The organism is Lacinutrix sp. Hel_I_90 (assembly GCF_000934685.1).
In the GTDB taxonomy this organism is placed as follows: domain Bacteria; phylum Bacteroidota; class Bacteroidia; order Flavobacteriales; family Flavobacteriaceae; genus Lacinutrix.
Window position 1 is genome coordinate 1,526,521 of sequence record NZ_JYNQ01000001.1, and the last position, 21,385, is coordinate 1,547,905.

Below are 21,385 nucleotides of genomic sequence, written 5' to 3' on the forward strand. Positions count from 1 at the left end.
AGTCTAGTATCTATAAGTTATTCGAGCCTTCGTTAAATCGTAAGGACTCATTTCTAATTTGACTTTATCACCTGGTAACAACTTAATATAATGCATACGCATTTTACCAGATATATGTGCGGTCACGATATGACCATTTTCTAATTCGACACGAAACATAGCATTAGATAATGCTTCTATAATGGTTCCGTCTTGTTCTATTGCTGCCTGTTTTGCCATACTAAATATTAAGCTACTGCTTTTCTATTTTTACCGGTTTTCATTAAGCCATCATAGTGTCTATTTAACAAGTATGAATTTACTTGTTGCATAGTATCAATTGCAACTCCAACCATGATTAAAAGTGATGTTCCTCCAAAAAACAGAGCCCATCCAGATTGTATCCCCATTAACTGATATACAACTGCTGGAAACACAGCAATCAATGCTAAGAATATAGAACCTGGTAGTGTAATTTGAGACATAATTTTGTCTAAATATTCTGAAGTTTCAGAACCTGGACGAATCCCAGGAATAAAACCACCACTACGCTTTAAATCATCTGCCATCTTATTGGTAGGTACTGTAATCGCCGTATAAAAATAAGTGAATACTATAATTAATAAAGCAAACACTATATTATACCACAATCCGAACATGCTATTTCCTCCAAAATTTGCCACCAACCATGAGCCCGCTGAACTATCTTTCATAAAGCCAGCACCACCTATTAGTCCAGGTACAAACATAATTGCCTGTGCGAATATAATTGGCATTACTCCAGAAGCATTAAGCTTTAATGGAATAAACTGTCTTGCTCCACCAAACACGTTTTTCTCGTATCCGCCAGTTGCAGAACGTCTCGCATATTGAACAGCAATTTTTCTAACTGCCATCACTAACAATATAGATGCTGCAATGATTGCGAACCAAATAACAATTTCGAACAAAATCATCATTAATCCGTTACCACTTGTAAATCTAGCATTCATATTCTGTAAGAAAGACTTAGGTAAAGTAGCTATGATTCCCACCATAATAAGTAATGAAATACCATTACCAATACCTTTATCTGTAATTTTCTCTCCTAACCACATGGCAAAGATACAACCTGTTACTAAAATAACAATTGATGAGAAATAGAATACGCCGCCTTGTCCTAATAAGAACGCACTGCTTGGAATACCAAACATAGGCTGTAAACTTGCTAAATATCCTGGTGCTTGAACTAAACAAATACCGATCGTTAACCAACGTGTGATTTGGGTAATTTTCTTTTGCCCACTAGCACCTTCTTTTTGTAATTTCTGTAAATATGGAATCGCAATTCCCATTAACTGAACCACAATAGAAGCAGAGATATAAGGCATAATACCTAAAGCAAAAACAGAGGCATTCGCAAATGCTCCACCTGTAAAGGCATTTAATATTCCCAAAATACCACCATCTGTACTATCCTGAAGGCTACCTAACTGGGATGCATCAATACCAGGTAAAACTACCTGTGCTCCAAAACGGTATACTAATAACAAACCTAATGTAAATATGATTCGGTTTCTTAGCTCCTCAATTTTCCAAACATTTTTTAACGTATCTATAAATTTCATATTATTATATAGGTCTTATAAAGTTACTGCTTCACCTCCTGCTGCTTCAATAGCGGCTTTTGCGGTAGCGGTAAATTTATGTGCAGTTACATTTAATTTTGTTTTCAACTCTCCTCTTCCTAAGATTTTTACCAGTTCATTTTTACCGGCTAAACCTAAAGAAACAATCGTTTCAAAATCTAATGTGTCCTTAATTTTCTTGTCATCAACTAATTGTTGTAAAGTATCCAAGTTGATTCCTTGATGCTCCTTACGGTTGATATTTGTAAAACCAAACTTAGGTACACGTCTTTGAAGTGGCATTTGCCCACCTTCAAAACCAACTTTCTTAGAATAACCAGAACGTGATTTTGCTCCTTTGTGACCACGAGTTGCAGTACCACCTTTTCCAGAACCTTGTCCGCGACCTATTCTTTTACCTTGATTCTTAACTGAACCTTCCGCAGGTTTTAAATTACTTAAATCCATTTTTCAGTATGTTGTTATTTAGTTTCTTCAACAGAAACTAAGTGATTAACTTTTCTTACCATTCCTAAAATATTAGGAGTGCTTTCGTGCTCTACAGTCTGACCAATCTTTTTTAAGCCCAAAGCTAACAATGTTAACTTTTGTCTCTTAGTACGATTGATTGCGCTCTTAACTTTTGTTACTTTTATCTTTGCCATTTCTGTAAATATTAACCGTTAAAAACTTTCTCTAATGAAACACCTCTCTCACGAGCAATAGTATGAGCACTTCTTAGTTGCAATAATGCATCGAAAGTAGCTTTAACTACGTTATGTGGGTTTGATGAACCTTGAGATTTAGATAAGACATCATGTACTCCTACTGCTTCTAAAACTGTTCTTACAGCTCCACCAGCAATAACTCCTGTACCAGGAGCTGCAGGAATGATATTGACTCTTGCTCCACCAAATTTTCCTTTTTGTTCGTGAGGTAAAGTACCATTTAAAATAGGAATACGTACAAGGTTCTTTTTAGCATCTTCTATAGCTTTTGCAATTGCACTCGCTACATCTTTAGATTTTCCTAAACCGTGTCCTACAACACCAGCTTCATCACCAACCACTACGATTGCTGAAAAACCAAATGCTCTACCCCCTTTAGTTACTTTAGTAACTCTCTGTACACCAATTAAACGATCTTTAAGATCTAATCCACTTGGTTTTACTAACTCTGCGCTTTTGTATTTTTGATACATAATTTCTTAGAATTTAAGTCCTGCTTCTCTAGCTCCTTCAGCTAACGATTTTACTCTACCGTGATATAAGTATCCACCTCTGTCAAAAGCGATAGTACTTATTCCAGCCTTAATTGCTTTTTCGGCAACTGACTTACCTACTAACGTAGCTAATTCAGACTTGTTACCTTTTGCAGAACTAATGTCTTTATCTCTTGAAGATGCTGCTGCTAAAGTTTTACCTGAAACATCATCAACTACCTGAGCATAAATCTCTTTATTACTTCTATAAACAGCTAACCTAGGTCTTGCTTCTGTACCAGAAACTACCTTACGAATTCTGCTTTTGATTCTTAATCTTCTCTCGTTTTTTGTTAACGCCATAACTTAATTATTATGCTGACTTACCAGCTTTTCTTCTTAGTATTTCACCTACAAACTTGATCCCTTTACCTTTATATGGCTCTGGTGGTCTAAAACCACGAATCTTCGCAGCTACTTGTCCAACAAGTTGTTTGTCATGTGAGGTTAACTTAATGATTGGATTTTTACCTTTATCTGAAACTGTTTCCACCGTAACTTCTGGTGCAACGCTCATGACAATGTTGTGAGAGAAACCTAAAGCTAACTCTAATTTGTTGCCTTGGTTACTTGCTCTATATCCTACTCCTACTAGCTCAAGCTGTTTAGTCCATCCGTTAGATACACCTTCAATCATATTATTGACTAGTGATCTGTATAAACCATGCTTTGCTTTTTGTTCTTTAGTATCTGATGAACGTGTTACATACACATTACCCTCTTCCACTTTGATTTTTACAGCATCGAAATTTTGAGTTAATTCTCCTAATTTACCTTTTGCTATAATTGCGTTATCTTTTACTTCTACTGTAACTCCTTCTGGAATTGCAACTGGGTTATTTCCTATTCTTGACATCTCTTTCTCCCTTTTAGATTAGTAAACATAACATAAAACTTCTCCACCAACATTTTCTCTTTGTGCTTGCTTTCCTGTCATTACTCCATGAGAAGTAGAAACGATAGCAATACCTAATCCATTAAGAATACGTGGTAATTCAGTTGAACTAGAATACTTACGTAAGCCAGGCTTACTGATTCTTTGTAATTTTCTAATTACTGGTTCTTTTGTTTCTTTATTGTACTTAAGCGCTATTTTAATAGTTCCTTGTACAGAAGAATCATCGAACTTATAACTTAAAATATATCCTTGATCGAATAGTATTTTAGTTATGTCCTTTTTTAAATTTGATGCAGGGATTTCGACTACTCTGTGATTAGCACGCACTGCGTTTCTAATTCTAGTAAGAAAATCTGCAATTGGATCTGTATACATATGTATTGAATTGCGGACTTGGTTTTCGGACTATTCCGAACCTTAGACCAATTTATAATTTTACCAACTTGCTTTTTTAACACCCGGTATCAAACCTTGGTTTGCCATTTCTCTGAATATTACACGAGAAATACCAAATGTACGCATGTACCCTCTAGGTCTTCCGGTTAATTTACATCTATTGTGCAAACGAACTGGAGACGCATTTTTTGGTAACTTTTGTAATGCTTCGTAATCTCCAGCTTCTTTTAAAGCCTTACGTTTATCAGCATATTTAGCTACCATTTTTTCTCTCTTCACCTCGCGGGCTTTCATTGATTCTTTAGCCATAACTTAGTTTTTTTGAAAAGGTAAACCTAATTCTGTTAATAATGATTTTGCTTCTTTATCAGTATCGGCAGAAGTTACAAATGTAATATCCATTCCTGAGATTTTATTGATTTTATCAATATCTATCTCTGGGAAGATAATTTGCTCAGTAACTCCTAAATTGTAGTTACCTCTTCCATCAAAACCTTTAGCTTTAATTCCTCCAAAATCTCTTACACGTGGTAAAGCTGAAGTTACTAAACGGTCTAAAAATTCGTACATTCTTTCTCCTCTTAACGTAACCATAGCACCAATAGGCATACCTTTACGTAATTTGAAAGTTGCAACATCCTTTTTAGATAACGTTGCTATAGCGCGTTGTCCTGTTATAGTTGTTAATTCCTCCACTGCGTGGTCTACTAACTTTTTGTCTGCAACTGCTGCACCCACTCCTTTAGATACTACTATCTTTTTAAGTTTAGGTACTTGCATTACATTACTATAACCAAATTCTTCTGTAAGAGCTGCAATTACTCTGCTTTTATACTCTTCTTTAAGTCTCGGTGAATATGCCATAACTATATTACTTCATTAGATTTTTTAGAAAATCTCACTTTCTTATCGCCTTCCATTCTAAATCCAACTCGCGTTGCTTCTCCTTTAGAAGTTAACAAAGAAAGGTTCGATATTTGAATAGGAGCTTCTTTTTCTACGATTCCTCCTTGAGGACTTTGTGCACTTGGTTTAGTATGTTTCTTAACCATGTTTACACCCTCAACGATCGCTTTGTTCTTATCGGTTAATACCTTTTGTACTTTCCCTTCTGACCCTTTGTGATCTCCAGCAATTACTTTTACAGTATCTCCAGATTTTATTTTAAGCTTTGTCATCTTTTTTATCAATTAAAGCACCTCTGGTGCCAATGATACAATTTTCATGAATTGTTTATCACGAAGTTCTCTAGCAACAGGTCCAAAAACACGCGTTCCTCTCATTTCTCCCGTAGGATTTAAAAGTACACAGGCGTTATCATCGAATCTTATATAAGATCCGTCTGGACGTCTTACCTCTTTTTTAGTACGTACAACAACTGCTGTTGACACCGCTCCTTTCTTAATGTTTCCATTAGGAGTTGCATCTTTTACAGTAACAACAATTTTGTCACCTACAGAAGCGTATCTTCTTTTAGTACCACCTAGAACACGTATTGTTAATACTTCTTTTGCTCCAGTGTTATCTGCTACTCTTAGTCTTGATTCTTGTTGTACCATAATTACTTCGCTCTTTCAATTATTTCAACTAATCTCCAACATTTAGATTTACTTAAAGGTCTTGTTTCCATGATCTTTACTGTATCACCAATGTTACAATCGTTTGTCTCGTCGTGTGCAACGTATTTTTTCGTTTTTAACACGAACTTTCCGTACATAGGGTGCTTTACTTTTTTAACTTCTGCAACAACAATTGATTTTTGCATCTTGTTACTAGTAACAACTCCTATACGTTCTTTTCTTAAGTTTCTTTTATCCATCATTAAGCAGAATTATTGTAATTCTCTTTTAGTTAGTTCTGTTGCCAATCTTGCTACGTCTCTTCTTACAGAGCGCATTTGAATTGGGTTATCTAAAGGAGATATTGCATGTGCCATTTTTAGGTCTGAATAACTCTTTTTTGTCTCACCAAGTTTCTCTTGTAACTCAGCTACAGATAATTCTTTAATTTCTGATTGTTTCATAATATCAAATAAATTATGCTTCGTAATCTCTAGCGATTAAAAACTTAGTTTTCACAGGTAATTTCTGTGCTGCTAAACGTAAAGCTTCCTTAGCTACGTCTAAAGGTACACCTCCAATTTCAAAAAGAATTCTACCTGGTTTAACTACTGCTACCCAGTATTCTACTGCACCTTTACCTTTACCCATACGTACTTCAAGAGGTTTCTTTGTAATCGGCTTGTCTGGAAAAATTTTAATCCAGAGTTGACCTTCTCTTTTCATATAACGAGTAGCTGCTATACGTGCTGCTTCTATTTGACGCGAAGTTAAAAACTCTGTGTCTAGTGATTTTATTCCAAAGGTTCCGTTTGAAAGTAAGTGACCTCTACCTGAGTTCCCTTTCATACGACCTTTTTGCATTTTACGAAATTTTGTTCTTTTAGGCTGTAACATTTTTTCTGTTCTTTAAAAAATTACTTTCTACGACGAGATTGGTTCTTATTTCCACCATCACTGCGTCCACCTTTTCCTTGCTTCTTAGATAATCCAACAAGAGGAGAAAGCTCTCTTTTACCATATACTTCACCTTTCATGATCCATACTTTAACACCTAATCTACCATAAGTAGTGTGTGCCTCAACTAAAGCATAATCAATATCGGCTCTAAAAGTTGATAAAGGAATACGTCCTTCTTTGTAGTGTTCTGAACGTGCCATTTCAGCACCATTTAAACGACCACTAATTTGAACTTTAATTCCTTCAGCGTTCATTCGCATAGTAGCAGCAATAGCCATTTTAATTGCACGTCTGTATGAAATTCTGTTTTCAATTTGACGAGCGATGCTTGTTCCTACTAAGAATGCGTCAAGCTCAGGTCTCTTAATCTCAAAGATATTAATCTGAACTTCTTTACCAGTAATCTTTTTAAGCTCTTCTTTTAACTTGTCTACCTCTTGGCCACCTTTCCCAATAATAATACCAGGTCTAGCAGTAGTGATAGTAACGGTTACAAGTTTCAAAGTTCTCTCTATGATTACTCTACTTACACTCGCTTTAGATAAACGCGCGTGAACGTATTTTCTAATCTTATCGTCTTCGGCAAGTTTATCACCATAATCGTTTCCTCCGTACCAGTTAGATTCCCATCCTCTGATAATTCCTAAGCGATTTCCGATTGGATTTGTCTTTTGTCCCATATCTATCTTAGCTTTGTGTATTATTGTTAGCTCCAACTACGATTGTCACGTGGTTAGAACGCTTTCTTATTCTGTGCGCACGACCTTGAGGTGCTGGACGTAATCTTTTTAACATAGATCCTCCGTCAACTCTAATCTCCTTAACAAAAAGTTCAGCTTCTTCAATACTAGCCTCTTCGTTTTTAGCTTGCCAGTTTGCAACTGCAGATACTAACAAAGTTTCTAAACGTCTTGATGCTTCTTTTGAACTAAACTTTAAAATGTTAAGTGCCTTTTCTACTTTTTCACCTCTTACTAAATCGGCTACTAAACGCATTTTTCTCGGTGATGTAGGACAGTTATTAAGTTTAGCAAAAGCCACTTGCTTTTTACCTTCCTTAATAGCGTCTGCCATTTGTTTTTTACGACTTCCCATAGCTTACTACTTTTTACCTTTATTTTTAGCACCAGCGTGACCTCTAAATGATCTTGTTGGTGAAAATTCTCCTAATTTATGACCTACCATGTTTTCAGTAACATATACTGGAACAAATTGACGGCCATTGTGCACTGCTATTGTTTGTCCAACAAAATCTGGAGTAATCATACTTGCTCTTGACCAAGTTTTAATTACCGTTTTTTTGTTAGCCTCAACGTTAACAGCCACTTTTTTCTCTAATTTATAATGAACGTAAGGTCCTTTTTTTAATGATCTTGCCATATCTTATTTTTTTCTACGTTCAACAATATACTTATTACTTGATTTAGTTTTAGAACGTGTTCTAAATCCTTTAGCAGGAATACCGTTTCTTGAACGTGGGTGTCCTCCAGAAGATTTACCTTCACCACCACCCATTGGGTGATCGACTGGGTTCATTACTACTGGTCTAGTTCTTGGTCTTCTACCTAACCATCGTGATCTACCTGCTTTACCAGAAACTAATAATTGGTGATCTGAATTAGATACAACTCCAATTGTAGCCATACAAGTAACCAAGATTAATCTTGTTTCCCCTGATGGTAATTTAATAGAGGCAAATTTACCGTCTCTTGCCATTAACTGAGCAAAAGCACCAGCACTACGAGCCATAACAGCTCCTTGACCTGGGCGTAACTCTACACAAGAAATTATCGTACCTAATGGTACATTTGCTAAAGGCATTGCATTTCCTATTTCTGGAGCTACGTTTTCACCTGAAACAACGGTTTGTCCAACTTGTAAACCATTTTGAGCAATGATATAAGCTTTCTCACCATCTTGGTAATGTAATAACGCGATAAACGCGGTACGGTTTGGATCGTATTGTATCGAAGCAACTTCTGCAGGAATTCCTACTTTACTTCTTTTGAAATCAATAATACGGTACCTTTTCTTATGACCACCACCTATGTAGCGCATAGTCATACGACCTTGACTGTTTCTACCACCTGAACGTTTTTTCGGAGCTAATAAACTTTTCTCCGGCTTATCAGTAGAAATGGAGTCAAATCCATTTACTACTCTAAATCGCTGTCCTGGTGTGATTGGTTTTAATTTTCTTACTGACATTTGTCTTTTAATTACATGTTAGTGTATAAATCAATTATCTCACCTTCCGCCAGTTGTACAATTGCTTTTTTCAAAGCATTTGTTTTACCATGTTGAATCCCAGTTTTTGTAAACTTGGTTTTTCTATCTGGACGGACATTAATAGTACGAACTTTTTCAACAGAAACGCCATAAGCAGCTTCCACCGCTTTTTTAATTTCTACCTTGTTCGCCTTTGTGTTCACAAAGAAACTAAAGCAGTTGTTTAACTCACTGTTAGCAGTTGCTTTTTCTGTGACTATAGGTTTAATTAAGATATTCATCTGTTTCTTATTTACTTAAATTCGTTTCAATTCCTTCTAAAGCACCCTCTAAAAGTATTACTTGATTTGCATTTAAAATCTTGTAAGTACTTAATTCTGAGGCTATTACTACTTCAGAGCCTTTTAAATTGCGTGACGACAAATATACATTATTATTTGAAGCGCCCAACACAAAGAGAGACTTTTTGTTTTCTAAGTCTAAAGCCTTTAAAACCGCAGTGAAATTTTTGGTTTTAGGAGCATCAAAATTGAAGTCTTCTAAAACAACAATTGCGTTCTCCTTTGCTTTAATACTAAAAGCTGATTTACGAGCTAATCGTTTCAGGCTTTTGTTAAGTTTAAAACTGTAGTTTCTAGGTCTTGGTCCGAACATACGTCCACCACCTCTAAAAACACCAGACTTAATACTACCTGCTCTAGCCGTACCAGTTCCTTTTTGCTTCTTAATCTTACGTGTTGATCCAGAAATCTCAGCTCTTTCTTTCGATTTGTGAGTTCCTTGTCTTTGGTTAGCTAAATATTGTTTAACATCCAAATACACTGCATGATTATTAGGCTCAATAGCAAAAACACCGTCAGAAAGGTCTGCCTTTCTACCTGTTTCTTTTCCGTTTATATCTAAAACTGCTACTTTCATTATTTTCTAATAATTACATAAGCGTTTTTATGGCCAGGTACACAACCTTTAACCACAAGTAGATTCTTATCAGCAACTACTTTTAAAACTCTTAAATTTTGAACTTTTATAGTGTCTCCACCCATTCTTCCTCCCATTTTCATTCCTTTGAAAACACGAGCAGGATAAGATGCAGCTCCAATAGATCCTGGTGCTCTTAAACGGTTATGTTGACCGTGAGTCGCTTGACCTACACCTCCAAAACCGTGACGTTTTACAACACCTTGAAACCCTTTTCCTTTTGATGTTCCTGAAACATCAATAAACTCACCTTCTTTAAAGTGTGCTACGGTGATTGCATCACCTAATTTGTACTCCTCATCAAAACCTTGAAATTCAGCGATTTTGCGTTTTACAGAAGTCCCTGCTTTTTTAGCATGACCTAAGTCAGCTTTAGTAGCACTTTTTTCTGTCGCGTCATCGAAACCAAGTTGAACAGCTTTATAGCCGTCAACCTCTTCAGTTCTGACTTGGGTAACGATACATGGTCCAGCTTCGATTACTGTACATGGAATGTTTTTTCCATTTTCATCGAAGATGCTGGTCATACCGATTTTTTTTCCAATTAACCCAGACATAATTATTATTTATTTATTATTACTATTTATTAAAAACATTCAAGGCCGAAAATACGTTTCAGCCCTGAATTGTATTTTTACCGTTTTTCCTTCGCGCGCAGCTCAGGACATGTGAGTTTATTACTAAACTTTAATTTCTACTTCAACCCCACTTGGTAACTCTAATTTCATAAGAGCATCAATTGTTTTCGAAGATGAAGAGTAAATATCTAATAATCTCTTGTAAGAGCTTAATTGAAATTGTTCTCTAGACTTCTTATTTACGTGTGGTGAACGTAATACAGTGAAAATTTTCTTGTGTGTTGGTAATGGAATTGGCCCAGTTACAACAGCACCCGTACTTTTAACTGTTTTTACAATCTTTTCAGCAGACTTATCTACTAAGTTGTGATCGTAAGACTTTAATTTTATTCTAATTTTTTGACTCATTTTCTTAAGATTTACGATTCAACGCCTTTAGCTGCTTTAATTACTTCTTCAGAAACATTTGAAGGTGTTTCAGCATAATGTGAAAATTCCATAGTAGATGTTGCTCTACCTGATGATAATGTTCTTAATGTTGTTACATAACCGAACATTTCAGATAATGGCACAGTCGCTTTTACAGTTTTTGCACCAGCTCTATCACCCATACTACTCATTTGTCCTCTTCTTCTATTTAAATCACCTACGATATCACCCATGTTTTCTTCTGGTGTGATAACTTCTAACTTCATAATTGGCTCCATTATAACAGCTTTTGCAGCTTTTGCAGCAGCCTTGAACCCTAATTTTGCAGCTAGTTCGAAAGATAACTGATCTGAATCCACATCATGGTAAGATCCATCTCTCAATGTTACCTTCATGGCGTCAATTTCATATCCTGCTAATGGTCCATTAACCATAGCCATTTTGAATCCTTTTTCAATTGAAGGAATAAATTCTTTAGGAACATTCCCCCCTTTAATTACAGATTCAAACTGAAGACCTGTAACGCCCTCGTCTGCCGGCTCAACCGTAAATACAATATCTGCGAATTTACCACGACCACCAGATTGTTTCTTATAAACCTCTCTATGATCTGCACTCTGAGTAATCGCTTCTTTGTATTCTACTTGTGGTTGCCCTTGGTTAACTTCAACCTTGAACTCACGTCTTAAACGATCGACAATAATATCTAAGTGTAACTCACCCATTCCAGAAATAATAGTCTGTCCTGAAGCTTCGTCTGATCGTACTGTAAAAGTAGGATCTTCCTCTGCTAACTTCGCTAAACCAACACCTAATTTATCAACATCTGCTTTAGTTTTAGGCTCAATCGCGATACCAATTACTGGATCTGGAAAGTCCATAGACTCTAATATAATAGGATGTTTCTCATCTGAAAGTGTATCTCCTGTTTTAATAGATTTAAATCCAACAGCAGCTCCAATATCTCCAGCTTCTATAAAATCAATAGCATTTTGCTTGTTAGCGTGCATTTGATAAATACGTGAGATACGTTCTTTTTTACCTGAACGGTTATTTAACACGTAAGACCCTGCATCTAAGCGTCCAGAGTACGCTCTAAAGAAAGCTAAACGTCCTACGAAAGGATCTGTAGCAATTTTAAAAGCTAACGCTGCAAAAGGCTCTTTTACATCTGGCTTACGCAATTCTTGTTTCTCAGTATTAGGATTCATTCCTAAAATTCCATCCTTATCCATTGGAGAAGGTAGGTAACGACATACAGCATCTAATAAAAACTGTACCCCTTTATTTTTAAAGGCAGAACCACAAATCATTGGAATGATAGCCATATCCATTACAGCAGCTCTAAGTGCAGCATGCACTTCATCTTCTGTAATTGAATCTTCATCTTCCATGAACTTCTCTAATAAGTTCTCATCGTAGCTTGCTACTTCTTCAATTAATAAGGCTCTGTATTTCTTAGCTTCAGCTTTTAATTCTTCTGGAATTTCGATAACATCAAAAGTTGCCCCTTGCGTATCTTCATGCCATACAATCGCTCTGTTTTTTACTAAATCAACAATACCTTTGAAGTTCTCTTCATCACCAATATTTAAAACGATTGGCACTGCATTAGAACCTAACATTTCTTTTACTTGGCCACAAACCATTATAAAATCTGACCCTTGACGGTCCATTTTATTAACGAAACCAATTCTAGGCACTTTATAGTTATCAGCAAGTCTCCAGTTAGTTTCAGATTGTGGTTCTACACCATCAACTGCACTAAATAAGAATACTAACCCATCTAATACACGTAATGAACGATTTACCTCTACGGTAAAATCAACGTGACCAGGAGTATCAATAATATTAAAGTGATAGTCTTGTGCATCTGCAGTAGGTTGTGCATTTTCTTTAGGGAAAACCCACGTACAAGTTGTAGCCGCAGACGTAATAGTAATACCACGCTCTTGCTCTTGCTCCATCCAGTCCATTGTTGCAGCACCATCATGTACCTCACCAATTTTATGTGAAACGCCTGTATAATAAAGAATTCGCTCCGTTGTTGTTGTTTTACCAGCATCAATATGAGCAGCAATTCCTATGTTTCTTGTTAATTTTAAATCTCTTGCCATTTCTAATTAAAATCTAAAGTGAGAGAATGCTTTGTTTGCTTCAGCCATTTTATGAGTATCTACTCTCTTTTTAACCGCCGCACCTTCTTCTTTAGCTGCTGCTAAAACCTCAGAGGCTAAACGTTGCGCCATAGACTTCTCGTTACGTTTTCTTGAATAGCTAATTAGCCATTTCATTGCCGTAGAAACCTTACGGTCTGCACGTATTGGATTAGGAATCTGAAAGGTAGCACCACCAACTCTACGACTACGTACTTCTACGTGAGGCATAACGTTAGACAAGGCGTCTTTCCATACTTCTAATGCTGTTTTTTCTTCGTCTGTTTTTTTAGACTCTACGATATCTATTGCATCGTAAAATACTTTAAAAGCTACTGACTTCTTACCATCCCACATCATCATGTTAACGAAACGAGTTACTAACTGGTCGTTAAAACGTGGATCTGGCAAAAGCGGTCTTTTTTTCGCTGCTCTTTTTCTCATGTCTTCTTCTTAAAGTTTTAAATTACTTCTTAGGGCGTTTTGCACCATACTTAGATCTACGTTGTGTTCTTCCTTCTACACCTGCGGTGTCTAAAGCGCCACGAACAATGTGGTATCTAACTCCTGGCAAATCTTTTACCCTTCCACCTCTAACCAATACTATCGAGTGCTCTTGTAAATTGTGTCCTTCTCCAGGAATGTAAGCGTTCACTTCATTACCATTTGTTAATCTAACACGCGCTACTTTACGCATTGCAGAGTTAGGTTTCTTTGGTGTTGTAGTGTATACACGCGTGCACACTCCTCTTCTTTGAGGACACGAATTTAAAGCAGCCGATTTACTCTTCTTGGTTATTTTGGCTCTTCCTTTTCGTACTAATTGTGAAATTGTTGGCATATATCTATACTATATAAATTTGTTTACCTCTTTTTAAGAGGGCTGCAAATGTAGAAATTAATTTTCTAAATTCAAACCGTAAAGGATTAATTTTCAATAGTTTTTTAAAATTTCATTTTTGACTATATTAAATCAGTAGTTTTAACGTTAGTTTTACACACTAAATTAAACCGTCTCGTGCAAAAACAAATTGTTTTTATAATCTTATGCTTTTCTTTTTGTTCTTCGGAATTACTAGCGCAAAATTTAAACTTAATAATTAATGGTGCAACCGAAGCCGAAACCCAAACAATTGATTCTTTAGATTACGACAAAACACACAAAGACTTCAGCTCGTTAGCTCTTGAAGTTGACACCCTTCATCAAAGATTAATAAAGCTTGGCTATATAGAAAGCAAACGTAGTACTTCAGAAAAAGTAAACGACAGTTCTATTGTTTACAATTTTCAGTTAAATACGAAATATAAGACACTACAGATCTATTATAATAATACATTAATAAGCAAAAAGACCCTCTCGCTTATTAGCAAAGCACGTTATGATGATTATTTCAGCATTCCTTTTTCGGAGGCTGAACGCGTTTTAAACTTTATTAATACCCAAATCGCAAATGACGGCTTTCCATTTTCAAAAATCAGACTTTCTGATATAAAAGTAAAAGACAATAAAACAGTAACTGCTAACCTCTTAATATCAGAAGGCGAAACCAGACGGGCACTAAACAAAATTGTATTAAAAGGTTATGAGAAATTCCCTAGGTCCTTTTTAAAACGTTATTTAAAAATTAAACCCTCACAAACTTTTAATATCGAAACTATAAAAAAGAAAATAGCTGTCTTAGATAATTTACGTTTTGCAAAACAAATTAAAACACCTGAAGTCCTATTTACAAAAGATTCAACGTTACTTTATCTCTATATCGAAAAAGCAAACAGTAATACATTTGATGGCTTTTTAGGATTTAGTACGGATGAGGACACCAATACCTTAGATTTTAACGGTTATTTGGATCTGGAACTCAATAACAATTTAAATTATGGTGAATCCTTAAAACTATTATATAAGGGTAACGAAAATGAAGAGAAAAATTTTGAAATTAAATTAAATCTCCCCTATCTATTTGGCTCTCCAGTAGGAACGGAATTAGAATTAAACATCTTCAAGAAAGACTCCTCATTTACAACTGTAAATCAAAAAGCAAAACTATTTTACCAGCTTAATTCAAAAAACAGATTTTATTTTGGTGTTGATAATACACAATCTAACGCGCTTTTATCTAACAATACCTCTATTAGCTTAAACGATTACAAATCTAATTTCTTAAGTACGCGCTACGAATTTGAGCATAGAAATAGTAAAAACGCGCTCTTTCAAATTAGAACATTAGCACAATTGGAATTTGGCTTTGGCAATAGATTATTATTACAGACCAAAGAAGAACAGATAAAGCTATTTTTAAATGCCCATCACATTTTTAATTTAAATGAAAAAAACAGCATTTATATAAGGCTAAATGCTTCTTTTCTTGATTCTGAAACCTATCTTGAAAACGAACTTATAAGATTGGGAGGCATCAATTCTATTAGAGGTTTTACAGAAAATAGTCTTACAGCAACCAGATACGCGCTTGTAAACACAGAGTACCGCTACCTTTTAAGCAATACAATTTATGCGCATAGCGTGATAGATTATGCTTCACTCGAAAACAAAATCACAAATCAAAAGGAAGCGCTTTATGGTTTTGGCTTAGGCTTTGGAATCATAACCAAAGCAGGATTATTGAAATTTAATTTCGCAAATGGAAAAACAGAAAATCAACAATTTCAATTTTCTAACTCTAAAATCCATCTTAGTTTAACGTCTCTATTTTAGAAATTTTAACCAAATACTTGAAGTTTTTTGAAAAAAAATTGAAATTTTAACCAATAAATATTGTTTAATTAACTTTTTATTATGATTTTTGGCACAGACTAATTCAAATAAAATATAAAATGAAAACAAAGTTTAGTGGAATTTTAACGCTATTACTAGCGTTTGTTGTGCAACTATCGTTCGCACAAGAAAAAAATATTTCAGGTACGATTTCCGATGAAAGCGGATTACCCTTACCTGGAGTAAATATTGTTGTAGCAGGTACAAATGACGGTACTCAAACAGATTTTGATGGTAAATACTCAATTTCTGCGAATACTGGTGAAGTACTTACCTACTCATATGTTGGTTACAAAACGGCAAACAAAACTGTAGGAACTGAAAACAATATCAGTTTCAATATGGAGTTGGATGTTGAAGCTATCGACGAAGTAGTAATTACCGCTCTTGGTATTAAGAGAAAGAAAGACGAGGTTACAACAGTTTACCAGGAGGTAAAAACCGAGGAACTTGTTAAAGCAAACAACCCTAGTGTTGTAAACAGTTTATCTGGTAAAGTATCTGGTTTGACTATTACACAAAACTCTAATGGAGTTGCTGGAGGTACTAGAATTGTACTTCGTGGTAACCGTTCTATTTCTGGTAACAACCAGGCTTTAGTGGTTATTGATGGTGCTATTTCTGATACTACTTTCTTAAATGCTTTAGATCCTAACCAAATTGATTCGGTTAACGTTATAAAAGGTGCGGCTGGTTCTGCATTATACGGTTCTCAAGGGTCTAACGGTGTAATTGTTGTTACAACAAAGAAAGTGACTAAAGGAGAAAAGATGACTATTCAAGTAAATAGCTCAATCGATTTTGAAACTGTTGCTTATGTTCCAGAAAAACAAACCAGATATGGTCAAGGTTGGGATTTAGGAAATGGTTTTGAAAATGTTATTTACGAAAACGGTGGATGGGGTCCAGAATTTGATGGACAAATAGTTCCTGTTGGTTTACCTCAAGCAGATGGTACTTTTATTACTGCGCCATACGAGTCTAGAGGTTCTGATCATATTAAAGAATTCTTTAGTACTGGTTTAACAAAGCAAAACTCTATTTCTATTTCTTCTGGAAACAGTGAAGGTTATATCACTTTAGGTGCTAGAAATGTAAATACAGAGTTTGTTGTAAAGGGCGATCAACGTAAACGAAACACCCTAACATTAAATGCTGGTAAAACAGCTGGGAATTGGACTGTTGCTAGTAATATTATTTACACCAACACCTCTGCAGAATTTCACAATGGAGATTTATACAGACAATTACTACAGTCTGCTACGAATATTCCAATTCAGGAATTTGCGAATTCAGGAAATGAAGGTCACTGGAATGCTTACTTTACTAACCCATATTGGAACCTAGTAAATCAAAGAGCTAAAAACGAAAACAATAATTTAAGTTTAACTGGTGATTTAGGGTATAAAATTAATGACAACATCTCTCTTAAGTTAGTAAGTAACGCAAGAATTACAGATGCACAAAATTTGACTTTTCAAAACGAATATGAAGAGCCAACAGAAATCACCACAAATACTGGTGCTACTAGATCTCTTATTTCTCAGTTTACTTTTCAAAATTTTAGAGATAGCCAGTACTACACTGACTTCTTTATTAATTTAGATTACATGTTAACCGACGACATCTCTTTTGCAGCCAATATTGGTTTAAACAATCAATATTTCAAGCAAAGTAATACTATTGTTGGTGGATCAGATTTAACAGTACCAGGTGTTTACACAACTGCTAACTTAAATAATGGCCCTGATGATGCAGTTACTGGAGATTTTAGATCTACTAGATCAAGAATAGGAGCATTTGCCAATGTTGATTTTGGTTACAAAGACTTTTTCTTCTTAAATATTACAGGTAGAAATGACTGGTCTTCAACTTTAGCCAAGTCAAACCAATCTTTCTTCTACCCTAGTGCAAGTATCTCTTTCTTACCTACTAAAGCTTTTGATGCTTTAAAAGGTGATGTATTAAATTATATGAAATTGACTGCGGCATATGTAAAAACTGGTAATGACGGTGGTACTGGCGCTTATGATATACAACAATTTGTTAACCCAGGAGCTGCTTTCCCTATCGGTGGACAAAATTCATTTGTTGTGGATCAATCAATAACTGACCCATTACTTAAGCCAGAATTTTTTACAACATTTGAGGTTGGTATTAACTTAGGTTTATTAAAAGATAGATTAACTCTAGATGTGAGTTATGCTAATTTTACAGGTACAGATCAAATTAACCTTATTGGGGCTTCTGCAGCATCAGGAATTACAAATGCAAGCGTTAATATTGGGGAAACTAAAGGTACTTCGATAGAAGTTGATTTAGGTGTTAAAGTTATTAAAACAGAGAATATTAAATGGAATGTTAACCTAGGGTATTCTACAACGGATAACGAAGTTGTTAAAGTTTCAGATCAAGCAACTCAAGTAGCATTAACTACTGGTGGTTTAGCGCAATCTTATGCTATAGAAGGTGAAGCGTTCCCTGTATTACAAACAGCATATTATGAAAGAGATCCTCAAGGTCGTGTATTAATCGATCCTACAAATGGAGATCCAATTCAGGGTGCTGGTTTAAAAATCGCAGGTAGAACTACAGCTAAGCATATTGTAAACCTAAATACCTCTTTTAACTATAAAAACTGGTCTTTACAAGCGACTATGGATTATAGAACAGGTCATGTATTCTTCGCAGATACTAAATCTCAATTAACTTGGTCTGGTCATGCTGTTGAGACAGCTCAAGGTGGACGTGGATCATTTATTTATCCTAATTCGGCAATAGAAACTTCTCCAGGAGTTTATGAAGCAAATACTTCTGTGCCTTCTGCTGGTCCAAATGCAGGTGCTTTTATTACTTTCTTTGGTAACTACCAAGGTATTGGTGAAAACCATGTTTTAGATGCTACTGCTTTTAAAGTTAGAGAGCTATCTTTAAGTTATGACTTAAACAAAAATTACTTAAAAAACACGTTTATCTCAGGTTTAAGAATTAGTGCTACTGCTAGAAATCCTTTCATTGTATTACCTGCTGAAAACAGAGGGTATGCTGATCCAGAAAGTAGTTTTACTACTGGAAATGGTCAAGGTGTTAGTGGTGTAGATACGAACTATCCTCCGACTAAAACATTTGGTCTAGGATTAAACTTAACTTTTTAAAAAAAAAATTATGAAAAAATATATTAAAACAGGAATTGCATTGCTTTTTGTTGGAGCTCTTTTCAATTCTTGTGAAAGTACTCTAGACATCAATGAATCTGAAGTAGGTTTTACAACGGACGCTGTAAGTCCAGATTTATTGTTAGCAGGTGCCATTCAGGCACCTAGAACTCAATTTGAAGTTACAACTAGTGAATTAGGTAGTATTTTTATGAACCAGTGGGCTGGTGATATTAATAACGTTACTGGTGGTTTTCAAGATGAATTCAGACTAAACATTACGCAAAATTTCTATGGTTCGATTTGGAATAATCTTTATAGAGGTATGGGAACATACCAAACTATTATCGATTCTGAAGGTGATGCTTACAACAATCACAAAGCAATAGCAAGAATATTAAAATCTTACTATTTCCAGTATATCGTTGATTTATATGGTAATGCACCATATTCTCAAGCCTTACAAGGTGGTGAATTATTAACCCCAGCTTATGACGATGCTCAGGCTATTTACAGAGCACTTGTTGCCGATGTTAATATCGCTTTAGCAACTTTAGCTAATTCTTCAGAATATTTACCTGTAGGCGCTGAAGACACTGTCTTTCAAGGAAATTTAAACGGTTGGATTGAAGTCGCTAATACTTTAAAATTAAGATTATTATTACGTCAGTCTGAAATGACCGATGCTGATACTACAACTTACTTAGCTACGGAATTTGCAAGTTTAGCTGGCGGACCGTTTGTAACTGCGAACGCAACTCTTAATCCAGGTTATGTAAATGAAAATGGAAAATTAAATCCATTCTGGGCGAACTATGGCTTTGATGTTGCTGGAAATCCAACATTTGATCGTGATTTTATTGTCCCTTCAGAATATTTTGAAAAGTTCTTAAAAGGAGAAAATCAAACAGATGCTGATTTTAATGTTGGTGCTTTACCAGGAACAGGCGTTAATGATACAAGATTAGTACGTTTCTTTGATCCTGCATCAGGTGTTCCCGGTAATGGTGTAACAGGAGTTGTTCAAGGTGCTGAAAACAGCCAAGCTCCATCTCAATTATCTGAACCAGGACCAGGATTATTAAGAAGTTTTGATCAAGATAGTTATATCTTCACTGCTTCTGAAAGTTTCTTTTTACAAGCGGAGGCTATAGAAAAAGGATATTTAACTGGAAGTGCTCAAACAATGTTTGAAAATGGTATAATAGCGTCATTTGATCTATTAGGCGCTACAGGTTCTGCAACATACCTTACAAATTCTGCAAATGTTAACAGAATTGGTTGGAATGGATCAGCGAACAAAATTGAAGCCATTATGACTCAAAAGTGGATTGCACTTTGTGGATTTAATGCTATAGAATCGTTTATCGATTATAACAGAACAGGATTTCCTAATGTTCCATTATCGGTTGTAGCTACAAAGCCACAATTGCCTTATAGACTATTATATCCAACATCAGAATATTCAACTAACTCTGCAAACGTGCCTAATCAGCCTGTTTCAAATGCGTTCAGTTCGAAAATTTTCTGGGATGTTAATTAATAAAAATTGTTAAATTAAGAAAAATGAAAAAAATGAAAAAATTAAAATTAGTAGTACTCGCAGTAGTATTGTCTGCATTAAACTTTTCTTGTTTAGTGGATGATAGCGAAGAGAACTTAGAGGCTTTCGGAGAGTCTCCATTTATCGTAGGTTTCAATAGTAATACAGCTTTATTAAGCTATTTCCAAGATGTTGGACCTGTAGAAAGAGAATTTCCTATTAACTTTTTAGGAGGACAAACTGGAAACTTAACAAGTGACTTAGTTATCAACTATAGCATTGATCCTGCATCAACTGCAACAGAAGGTCAGGAATTTGACTTTGTAACTTTGTCAGGAACTGTAACTATTCCTGCTGGAAATAGTTTTGCCATGTTTCCATTACTAGTAAATACAGGAGGACTTGATCCAAACGTACCAACAGAGTTAATTTTAAACTTAGATGCCGTTTCTGGTGCACCAGCTACAATCTCTGCTTTAGGAGATACATTAGCCATTACATTCGTGGGATGTCAAACTACCTTAAATAACTTTAATTATTCTGTTGTAACAACTAGAGATGACGGTGCTACCTTAAATCAAGGAGTTGAAGATTTAAGATTAACTGCTGCCAATACACTTAAAACTAGAACTACTGGTCTTTGGTCTGATGGGCAATTACCTCCACCTGATCACGGTATGACTTTTACTGATGTGTGTGGAGACTTAAATGTTCCTGCTCAAAATTTAATGGAATTTTATTCGAACCAAGTTAGTGGAACAAATTTAGCTGGTCCTGATGGACAGGTAGATTCTGCAACCGGTAACTTCTCATTATCGTATCAAATTACCTTTTCAGCTGGTAACAGAACTTACGTAACAACTTATACAAGACTTTAATAAATA

The 21,385-nt window shown here is 35.3% G+C and carries 30 protein-coding genes; 4 read left to right on the forward strand and 26 right to left on the reverse strand.

All coding sequences use genetic code 11. From position 1 onward, the window contains the following. Positions 1-3: 3 nt before the first annotated feature. The 26 genes from infA to rpsL all read right to left on the reverse strand — a co-directional run bounded on the left by infA (position 4) and on the right by rpsL (position 13,871). Entirely contained in the window at positions 4-219 is a 216-nt protein-coding gene (gene infA / locus GQ46_RS06825; RefSeq protein ID WP_007094967.1) for a translation initiation factor IF-1, read from the reverse strand. An 8-nt stretch (positions 220-227) separates the two neighbouring features. Then, positions 228-1,586: a preprotein translocase subunit SecY gene (secY, locus tag GQ46_RS06830; protein ID WP_044399646.1), complete on the reverse strand. Its 1,359-nt coding sequence runs from the start codon at positions 1,584-1,586 to the stop codon at positions 228-230. Between the two features lie 15 nt (positions 1,587-1,601). Continuing rightward, positions 1,602-2,054: a 50S ribosomal protein L15 gene (gene rplO / locus GQ46_RS06835; RefSeq protein WP_044399648.1), complete on the reverse strand. Its 453-nt coding sequence runs from the start codon at positions 2,052-2,054 to the stop codon at positions 1,602-1,604. 14 nt (positions 2,055-2,068) lie between these two features. Further along, a complete protein-coding gene (rpmD, locus tag GQ46_RS06840) occupies positions 2,069-2,251 on the reverse strand; it encodes a 50S ribosomal protein L30 (protein WP_044399651.1) in 183 nt (60 codons plus the stop codon). Positions 2,252-2,262: 11 nt separating this feature from the next. Next, positions 2,263-2,787, reverse strand: a complete 525-nt coding sequence (rpsE, locus tag GQ46_RS06845) for a 30S ribosomal protein S5 (RefSeq protein WP_044399653.1) — start codon at positions 2,785-2,787, stop codon at positions 2,263-2,265. Positions 2,788-2,793: 6 nt separating this feature from the next. Beyond that, a complete protein-coding gene (gene rplR / locus GQ46_RS06850) occupies positions 2,794-3,150 on the reverse strand; it encodes a 50S ribosomal protein L18 (RefSeq protein ID WP_044399657.1) in 357 nt (118 codons plus the stop codon). A gap of 10 nt (positions 3,151-3,160) precedes the next feature. After that, positions 3,161-3,703, reverse strand: coding sequence for a 50S ribosomal protein L6 (rplF, locus tag GQ46_RS06855; RefSeq protein WP_044399660.1), 543 nt, complete (start codon positions 3,701-3,703; stop codon positions 3,161-3,163). Between the two features lie 18 nt (positions 3,704-3,721). Next, entirely contained in the window at positions 3,722-4,120 is a 399-nt protein-coding gene (gene rpsH, locus GQ46_RS06860) for a 30S ribosomal protein S8 (protein WP_013869030.1), read from the reverse strand. Positions 4,121-4,180: 60 nt separating this feature from the next. Beyond that, a complete protein-coding gene (gene rpsN / locus GQ46_RS06865; RefSeq protein WP_044399674.1) occupies positions 4,181-4,450 on the reverse strand; it encodes a 30S ribosomal protein S14 in 270 nt (89 codons plus the stop codon). Positions 4,451-4,453: 3 nt separating this feature from the next. Further along, entirely contained in the window at positions 4,454-5,005 is a 552-nt protein-coding gene (gene rplE / locus GQ46_RS06870; protein WP_044399677.1) for a 50S ribosomal protein L5, read from the reverse strand. Positions 5,006-5,007: 2 nt separating this feature from the next. Next, on the reverse strand, positions 5,008-5,319 hold the full coding sequence (rplX, locus tag GQ46_RS06875; RefSeq protein ID WP_044404677.1) for a 50S ribosomal protein L24: 312 nt from the start codon (positions 5,317-5,319) through the stop codon (positions 5,008-5,010). A gap of 12 nt (positions 5,320-5,331) precedes the next feature. Continuing rightward, positions 5,332-5,700, reverse strand: a complete 369-nt coding sequence (gene rplN / locus GQ46_RS06880) for a 50S ribosomal protein L14 (protein ID WP_028283879.1) — start codon at positions 5,698-5,700, stop codon at positions 5,332-5,334. Between the two features lie 2 nt (positions 5,701-5,702). Next, complete coding sequence (rpsQ, locus tag GQ46_RS06885) at positions 5,703-5,960, reverse strand: 30S ribosomal protein S17 (RefSeq protein ID WP_044404680.1); 258 nt, start codon at positions 5,958-5,960, stop codon at positions 5,703-5,705. A 12-nt stretch (positions 5,961-5,972) separates the two neighbouring features. Continuing rightward, entirely contained in the window at positions 5,973-6,164 is a 192-nt protein-coding gene (gene rpmC / locus GQ46_RS06890) for a 50S ribosomal protein L29 (protein WP_044399692.1), read from the reverse strand. 13 nt (positions 6,165-6,177) lie between these two features. Beyond that, positions 6,178-6,597 (reverse strand): 50S ribosomal protein L16, encoded by a 420-nt coding sequence (rplP, locus tag GQ46_RS06895; RefSeq protein ID WP_044399695.1) that lies wholly within the window; start codon positions 6,595-6,597, stop codon positions 6,178-6,180. A gap of 20 nt (positions 6,598-6,617) precedes the next feature. Then, positions 6,618-7,340 (reverse strand): 30S ribosomal protein S3, encoded by a 723-nt coding sequence (gene rpsC / locus GQ46_RS06900; protein ID WP_044399698.1) that lies wholly within the window; start codon positions 7,338-7,340, stop codon positions 6,618-6,620. Positions 7,341-7,347: 7 nt separating this feature from the next. After that, complete coding sequence (rplV, locus tag GQ46_RS06905; protein WP_044399701.1) at positions 7,348-7,755, reverse strand: 50S ribosomal protein L22; 408 nt, start codon at positions 7,753-7,755, stop codon at positions 7,348-7,350. 6 nt (positions 7,756-7,761) lie between these two features. Next, complete coding sequence (gene rpsS / locus GQ46_RS06910; RefSeq protein ID WP_044399704.1) at positions 7,762-8,040, reverse strand: 30S ribosomal protein S19; 279 nt, start codon at positions 8,038-8,040, stop codon at positions 7,762-7,764. A 3-nt stretch (positions 8,041-8,043) separates the two neighbouring features. Further along, entirely contained in the window at positions 8,044-8,868 is an 825-nt protein-coding gene (gene rplB / locus GQ46_RS06915) for a 50S ribosomal protein L2 (protein ID WP_044399707.1), read from the reverse strand. A gap of 11 nt (positions 8,869-8,879) precedes the next feature. Then, complete coding sequence (rplW, locus tag GQ46_RS06920) at positions 8,880-9,170, reverse strand: 50S ribosomal protein L23 (RefSeq protein WP_044399710.1); 291 nt, start codon at positions 9,168-9,170, stop codon at positions 8,880-8,882. A gap of 7 nt (positions 9,171-9,177) precedes the next feature. Further along, positions 9,178-9,807, reverse strand: coding sequence for a 50S ribosomal protein L4 (gene rplD / locus GQ46_RS06925; RefSeq protein WP_044399713.1), 630 nt, complete (start codon positions 9,805-9,807; stop codon positions 9,178-9,180). Next, positions 9,807-10,424: a 50S ribosomal protein L3 gene (gene rplC / locus GQ46_RS06930; RefSeq protein WP_044399716.1), complete on the reverse strand. Its 618-nt coding sequence runs from the start codon at positions 10,422-10,424 to the stop codon at positions 9,807-9,809. The genes rplD and rplC overlap by 1 nt, the downstream gene beginning before the upstream one ends. 123 nt (positions 10,425-10,547) lie before the next feature. Beyond that, entirely contained in the window at positions 10,548-10,853 is a 306-nt protein-coding gene (gene rpsJ / locus GQ46_RS06935) for a 30S ribosomal protein S10 (protein ID WP_010181931.1), read from the reverse strand. An 11-nt stretch (positions 10,854-10,864) separates the two neighbouring features. Then, positions 10,865-12,991 carry an elongation factor G gene (fusA, locus tag GQ46_RS06940; RefSeq protein WP_044399726.1) on the reverse strand — a complete coding sequence of 709 codons (2,127 nt, stop codon included), beginning with the start codon at positions 12,989-12,991 and terminating at the stop codon, positions 10,865-10,867. 6 nt (positions 12,992-12,997) lie between these two features. Continuing rightward, a complete protein-coding gene (rpsG, locus tag GQ46_RS06945; RefSeq protein WP_044399728.1) occupies positions 12,998-13,474 on the reverse strand; it encodes a 30S ribosomal protein S7 in 477 nt (158 codons plus the stop codon). Positions 13,475-13,496: 22 nt separating this feature from the next. Beyond that, complete coding sequence (gene rpsL / locus GQ46_RS06950; protein ID WP_044399731.1) at positions 13,497-13,871, reverse strand: 30S ribosomal protein S12; 375 nt, start codon at positions 13,869-13,871, stop codon at positions 13,497-13,499. A 177-nt stretch (positions 13,872-14,048) separates the two neighbouring features. Between rpsL and GQ46_RS06955 the strand changes: the two genes are divergently transcribed. From GQ46_RS06955 to GQ46_RS06970, 4 genes are all read left to right on the forward strand, one after another. Then, positions 14,049-15,743 carry a surface antigen (D15) gene (locus GQ46_RS06955; protein ID WP_044399734.1) on the forward strand — a complete coding sequence of 565 codons (1,695 nt, stop codon included), beginning with the start codon at positions 14,049-14,051 and terminating at the stop codon, positions 15,741-15,743. A gap of 119 nt (positions 15,744-15,862) precedes the next feature. Beyond that, positions 15,863-18,958, forward strand: coding sequence for a SusC/RagA family TonB-linked outer membrane protein (locus tag GQ46_RS06960; RefSeq protein WP_052503424.1), 3,096 nt, complete (start codon positions 15,863-15,865; stop codon positions 18,956-18,958). A 10-nt stretch (positions 18,959-18,968) separates the two neighbouring features. Next, complete coding sequence (locus GQ46_RS06965; RefSeq protein WP_044399737.1) at positions 18,969-20,501, forward strand: SusD/RagB family nutrient-binding outer membrane lipoprotein; 1,533 nt, start codon at positions 18,969-18,971, stop codon at positions 20,499-20,501. Between the two features lie 32 nt (positions 20,502-20,533). Beyond that, positions 20,534-21,379, forward strand: a complete 846-nt coding sequence (locus GQ46_RS06970) for a hypothetical protein (RefSeq protein WP_156133115.1) — start codon at positions 20,534-20,536, stop codon at positions 21,377-21,379. Positions 21,380-21,385 lie beyond the last annotated feature (6 nt).

Bases quoted from the DNA above. Each gene is read 5' to 3' on its own strand.
- infA (WP_007094967.1), bottom strand. From the start codon at position 219: ATGGCAAAACAGGCAGCAATAGAACAAGACGGAACCATTATAGAAGCA.
- secY (WP_044399646.1), bottom strand. From the start codon at position 1,586: ATGAAATTTATAGATACGTTAAAAAATGTTTGGAAAATTGAGGAGCTA.
- rplO (WP_044399648.1), bottom strand. From the start codon at position 2,054: ATGGATTTAAGTAATTTAAAACCTGCGGAAGGTTCAGTTAAGAATCAA.
- rpmD (WP_044399651.1), bottom strand. From the start codon at position 2,251: ATGGCAAAGATAAAAGTAACAAAAGTTAAGAGCGCAATCAATCGTACT.
- rpsE (WP_044399653.1), bottom strand. From the start codon at position 2,787: ATGTATCAAAAATACAAAAGCGCAGAGTTAGTAAAACCAAGTGGATTA.
- rplR (WP_044399657.1), bottom strand. From the start codon at position 3,150: ATGGCGTTAACAAAAAACGAGAGAAGATTAAGAATCAAAAGCAGAATT.
- rplF (WP_044399660.1), bottom strand. From the start codon at position 3,703: ATGTCAAGAATAGGAAATAACCCAGTTGCAATTCCAGAAGGAGTTACA.
- rpsH (WP_013869030.1), bottom strand. From the start codon at position 4,120: ATGTATACAGATCCAATTGCAGATTTTCTTACTAGAATTAGAAACGCA.
- rpsN (WP_044399674.1), bottom strand. From the start codon at position 4,450: ATGGCTAAAGAATCAATGAAAGCCCGCGAGGTGAAGAGAGAAAAAATG.
- rplE (WP_044399677.1), bottom strand. From the start codon at position 5,005: ATGGCATATTCACCGAGACTTAAAGAAGAGTATAAAAGCAGAGTAATT.
- rplX (WP_044404677.1), bottom strand. From the start codon at position 5,319: ATGACAAAGCTTAAAATAAAATCTGGAGATACTGTAAAAGTAATTGCT.
- rplN (WP_028283879.1), bottom strand. From the start codon at position 5,700: ATGGTACAACAAGAATCAAGACTAAGAGTAGCAGATAACACTGGAGCA.
- rpsQ (WP_044404680.1), bottom strand. From the start codon at position 5,960: ATGGATAAAAGAAACTTAAGAAAAGAACGTATAGGAGTTGTTACTAGT.
- rpmC (WP_044399692.1), bottom strand. From the start codon at position 6,164: ATGAAACAATCAGAAATTAAAGAATTATCTGTAGCTGAGTTACAAGAG.
- rplP (WP_044399695.1), bottom strand. From the start codon at position 6,597: ATGTTACAGCCTAAAAGAACAAAATTTCGTAAAATGCAAAAAGGTCGT.
- rpsC (WP_044399698.1), bottom strand. From the start codon at position 7,340: ATGGGACAAAAGACAAATCCAATCGGAAATCGCTTAGGAATTATCAGA.
- rplV (WP_044399701.1), bottom strand. From the start codon at position 7,755: ATGGGAAGTCGTAAAAAACAAATGGCAGACGCTATTAAGGAAGGTAAA.
- rpsS (WP_044399704.1), bottom strand. From the start codon at position 8,040: ATGGCAAGATCATTAAAAAAAGGACCTTACGTTCATTATAAATTAGAG.
- rplB (WP_044399707.1), bottom strand. From the start codon at position 8,868: ATGTCAGTAAGAAAATTAAAACCAATCACACCAGGACAGCGATTTAGA.
- rplW (WP_044399710.1), bottom strand. From the start codon at position 9,170: ATGAATATCTTAATTAAACCTATAGTCACAGAAAAAGCAACTGCTAAC.
- rplD (WP_044399713.1), bottom strand. From the start codon at position 9,807: ATGAAAGTAGCAGTTTTAGATATAAACGGAAAAGAAACAGGTAGAAAG.
- rplC (WP_044399716.1), bottom strand. From the start codon at position 10,424: ATGTCTGGGTTAATTGGAAAAAAAATCGGTATGACCAGCATCTTCGAT.
- rpsJ (WP_010181931.1), bottom strand. From the start codon at position 10,853: ATGAGTCAAAAAATTAGAATAAAATTAAAGTCTTACGATCACAACTTA.
- fusA (WP_044399726.1), bottom strand. From the start codon at position 12,991: ATGGCAAGAGATTTAAAATTAACAAGAAACATAGGAATTGCTGCTCAT.
- rpsG (WP_044399728.1), bottom strand. From the start codon at position 13,474: ATGAGAAAAAGAGCAGCGAAAAAAAGACCGCTTTTGCCAGATCCACGT.
- rpsL (WP_044399731.1), bottom strand. From the start codon at position 13,871: ATGCCAACAATTTCACAATTAGTACGAAAAGGAAGAGCCAAAATAACC.
- GQ46_RS06960 (WP_052503424.1), top strand. From the start codon at position 15,863: ATGAAAACAAAGTTTAGTGGAATTTTAACGCTATTACTAGCGTTTGTT.
- GQ46_RS06965 (WP_044399737.1), top strand. From the start codon at position 18,969: ATGAAAAAATATATTAAAACAGGAATTGCATTGCTTTTTGTTGGAGCT.
- GQ46_RS06970 (WP_156133115.1), top strand. From the start codon at position 20,534: ATGAAAAAATTAAAATTAGTAGTACTCGCAGTAGTATTGTCTGCATTA.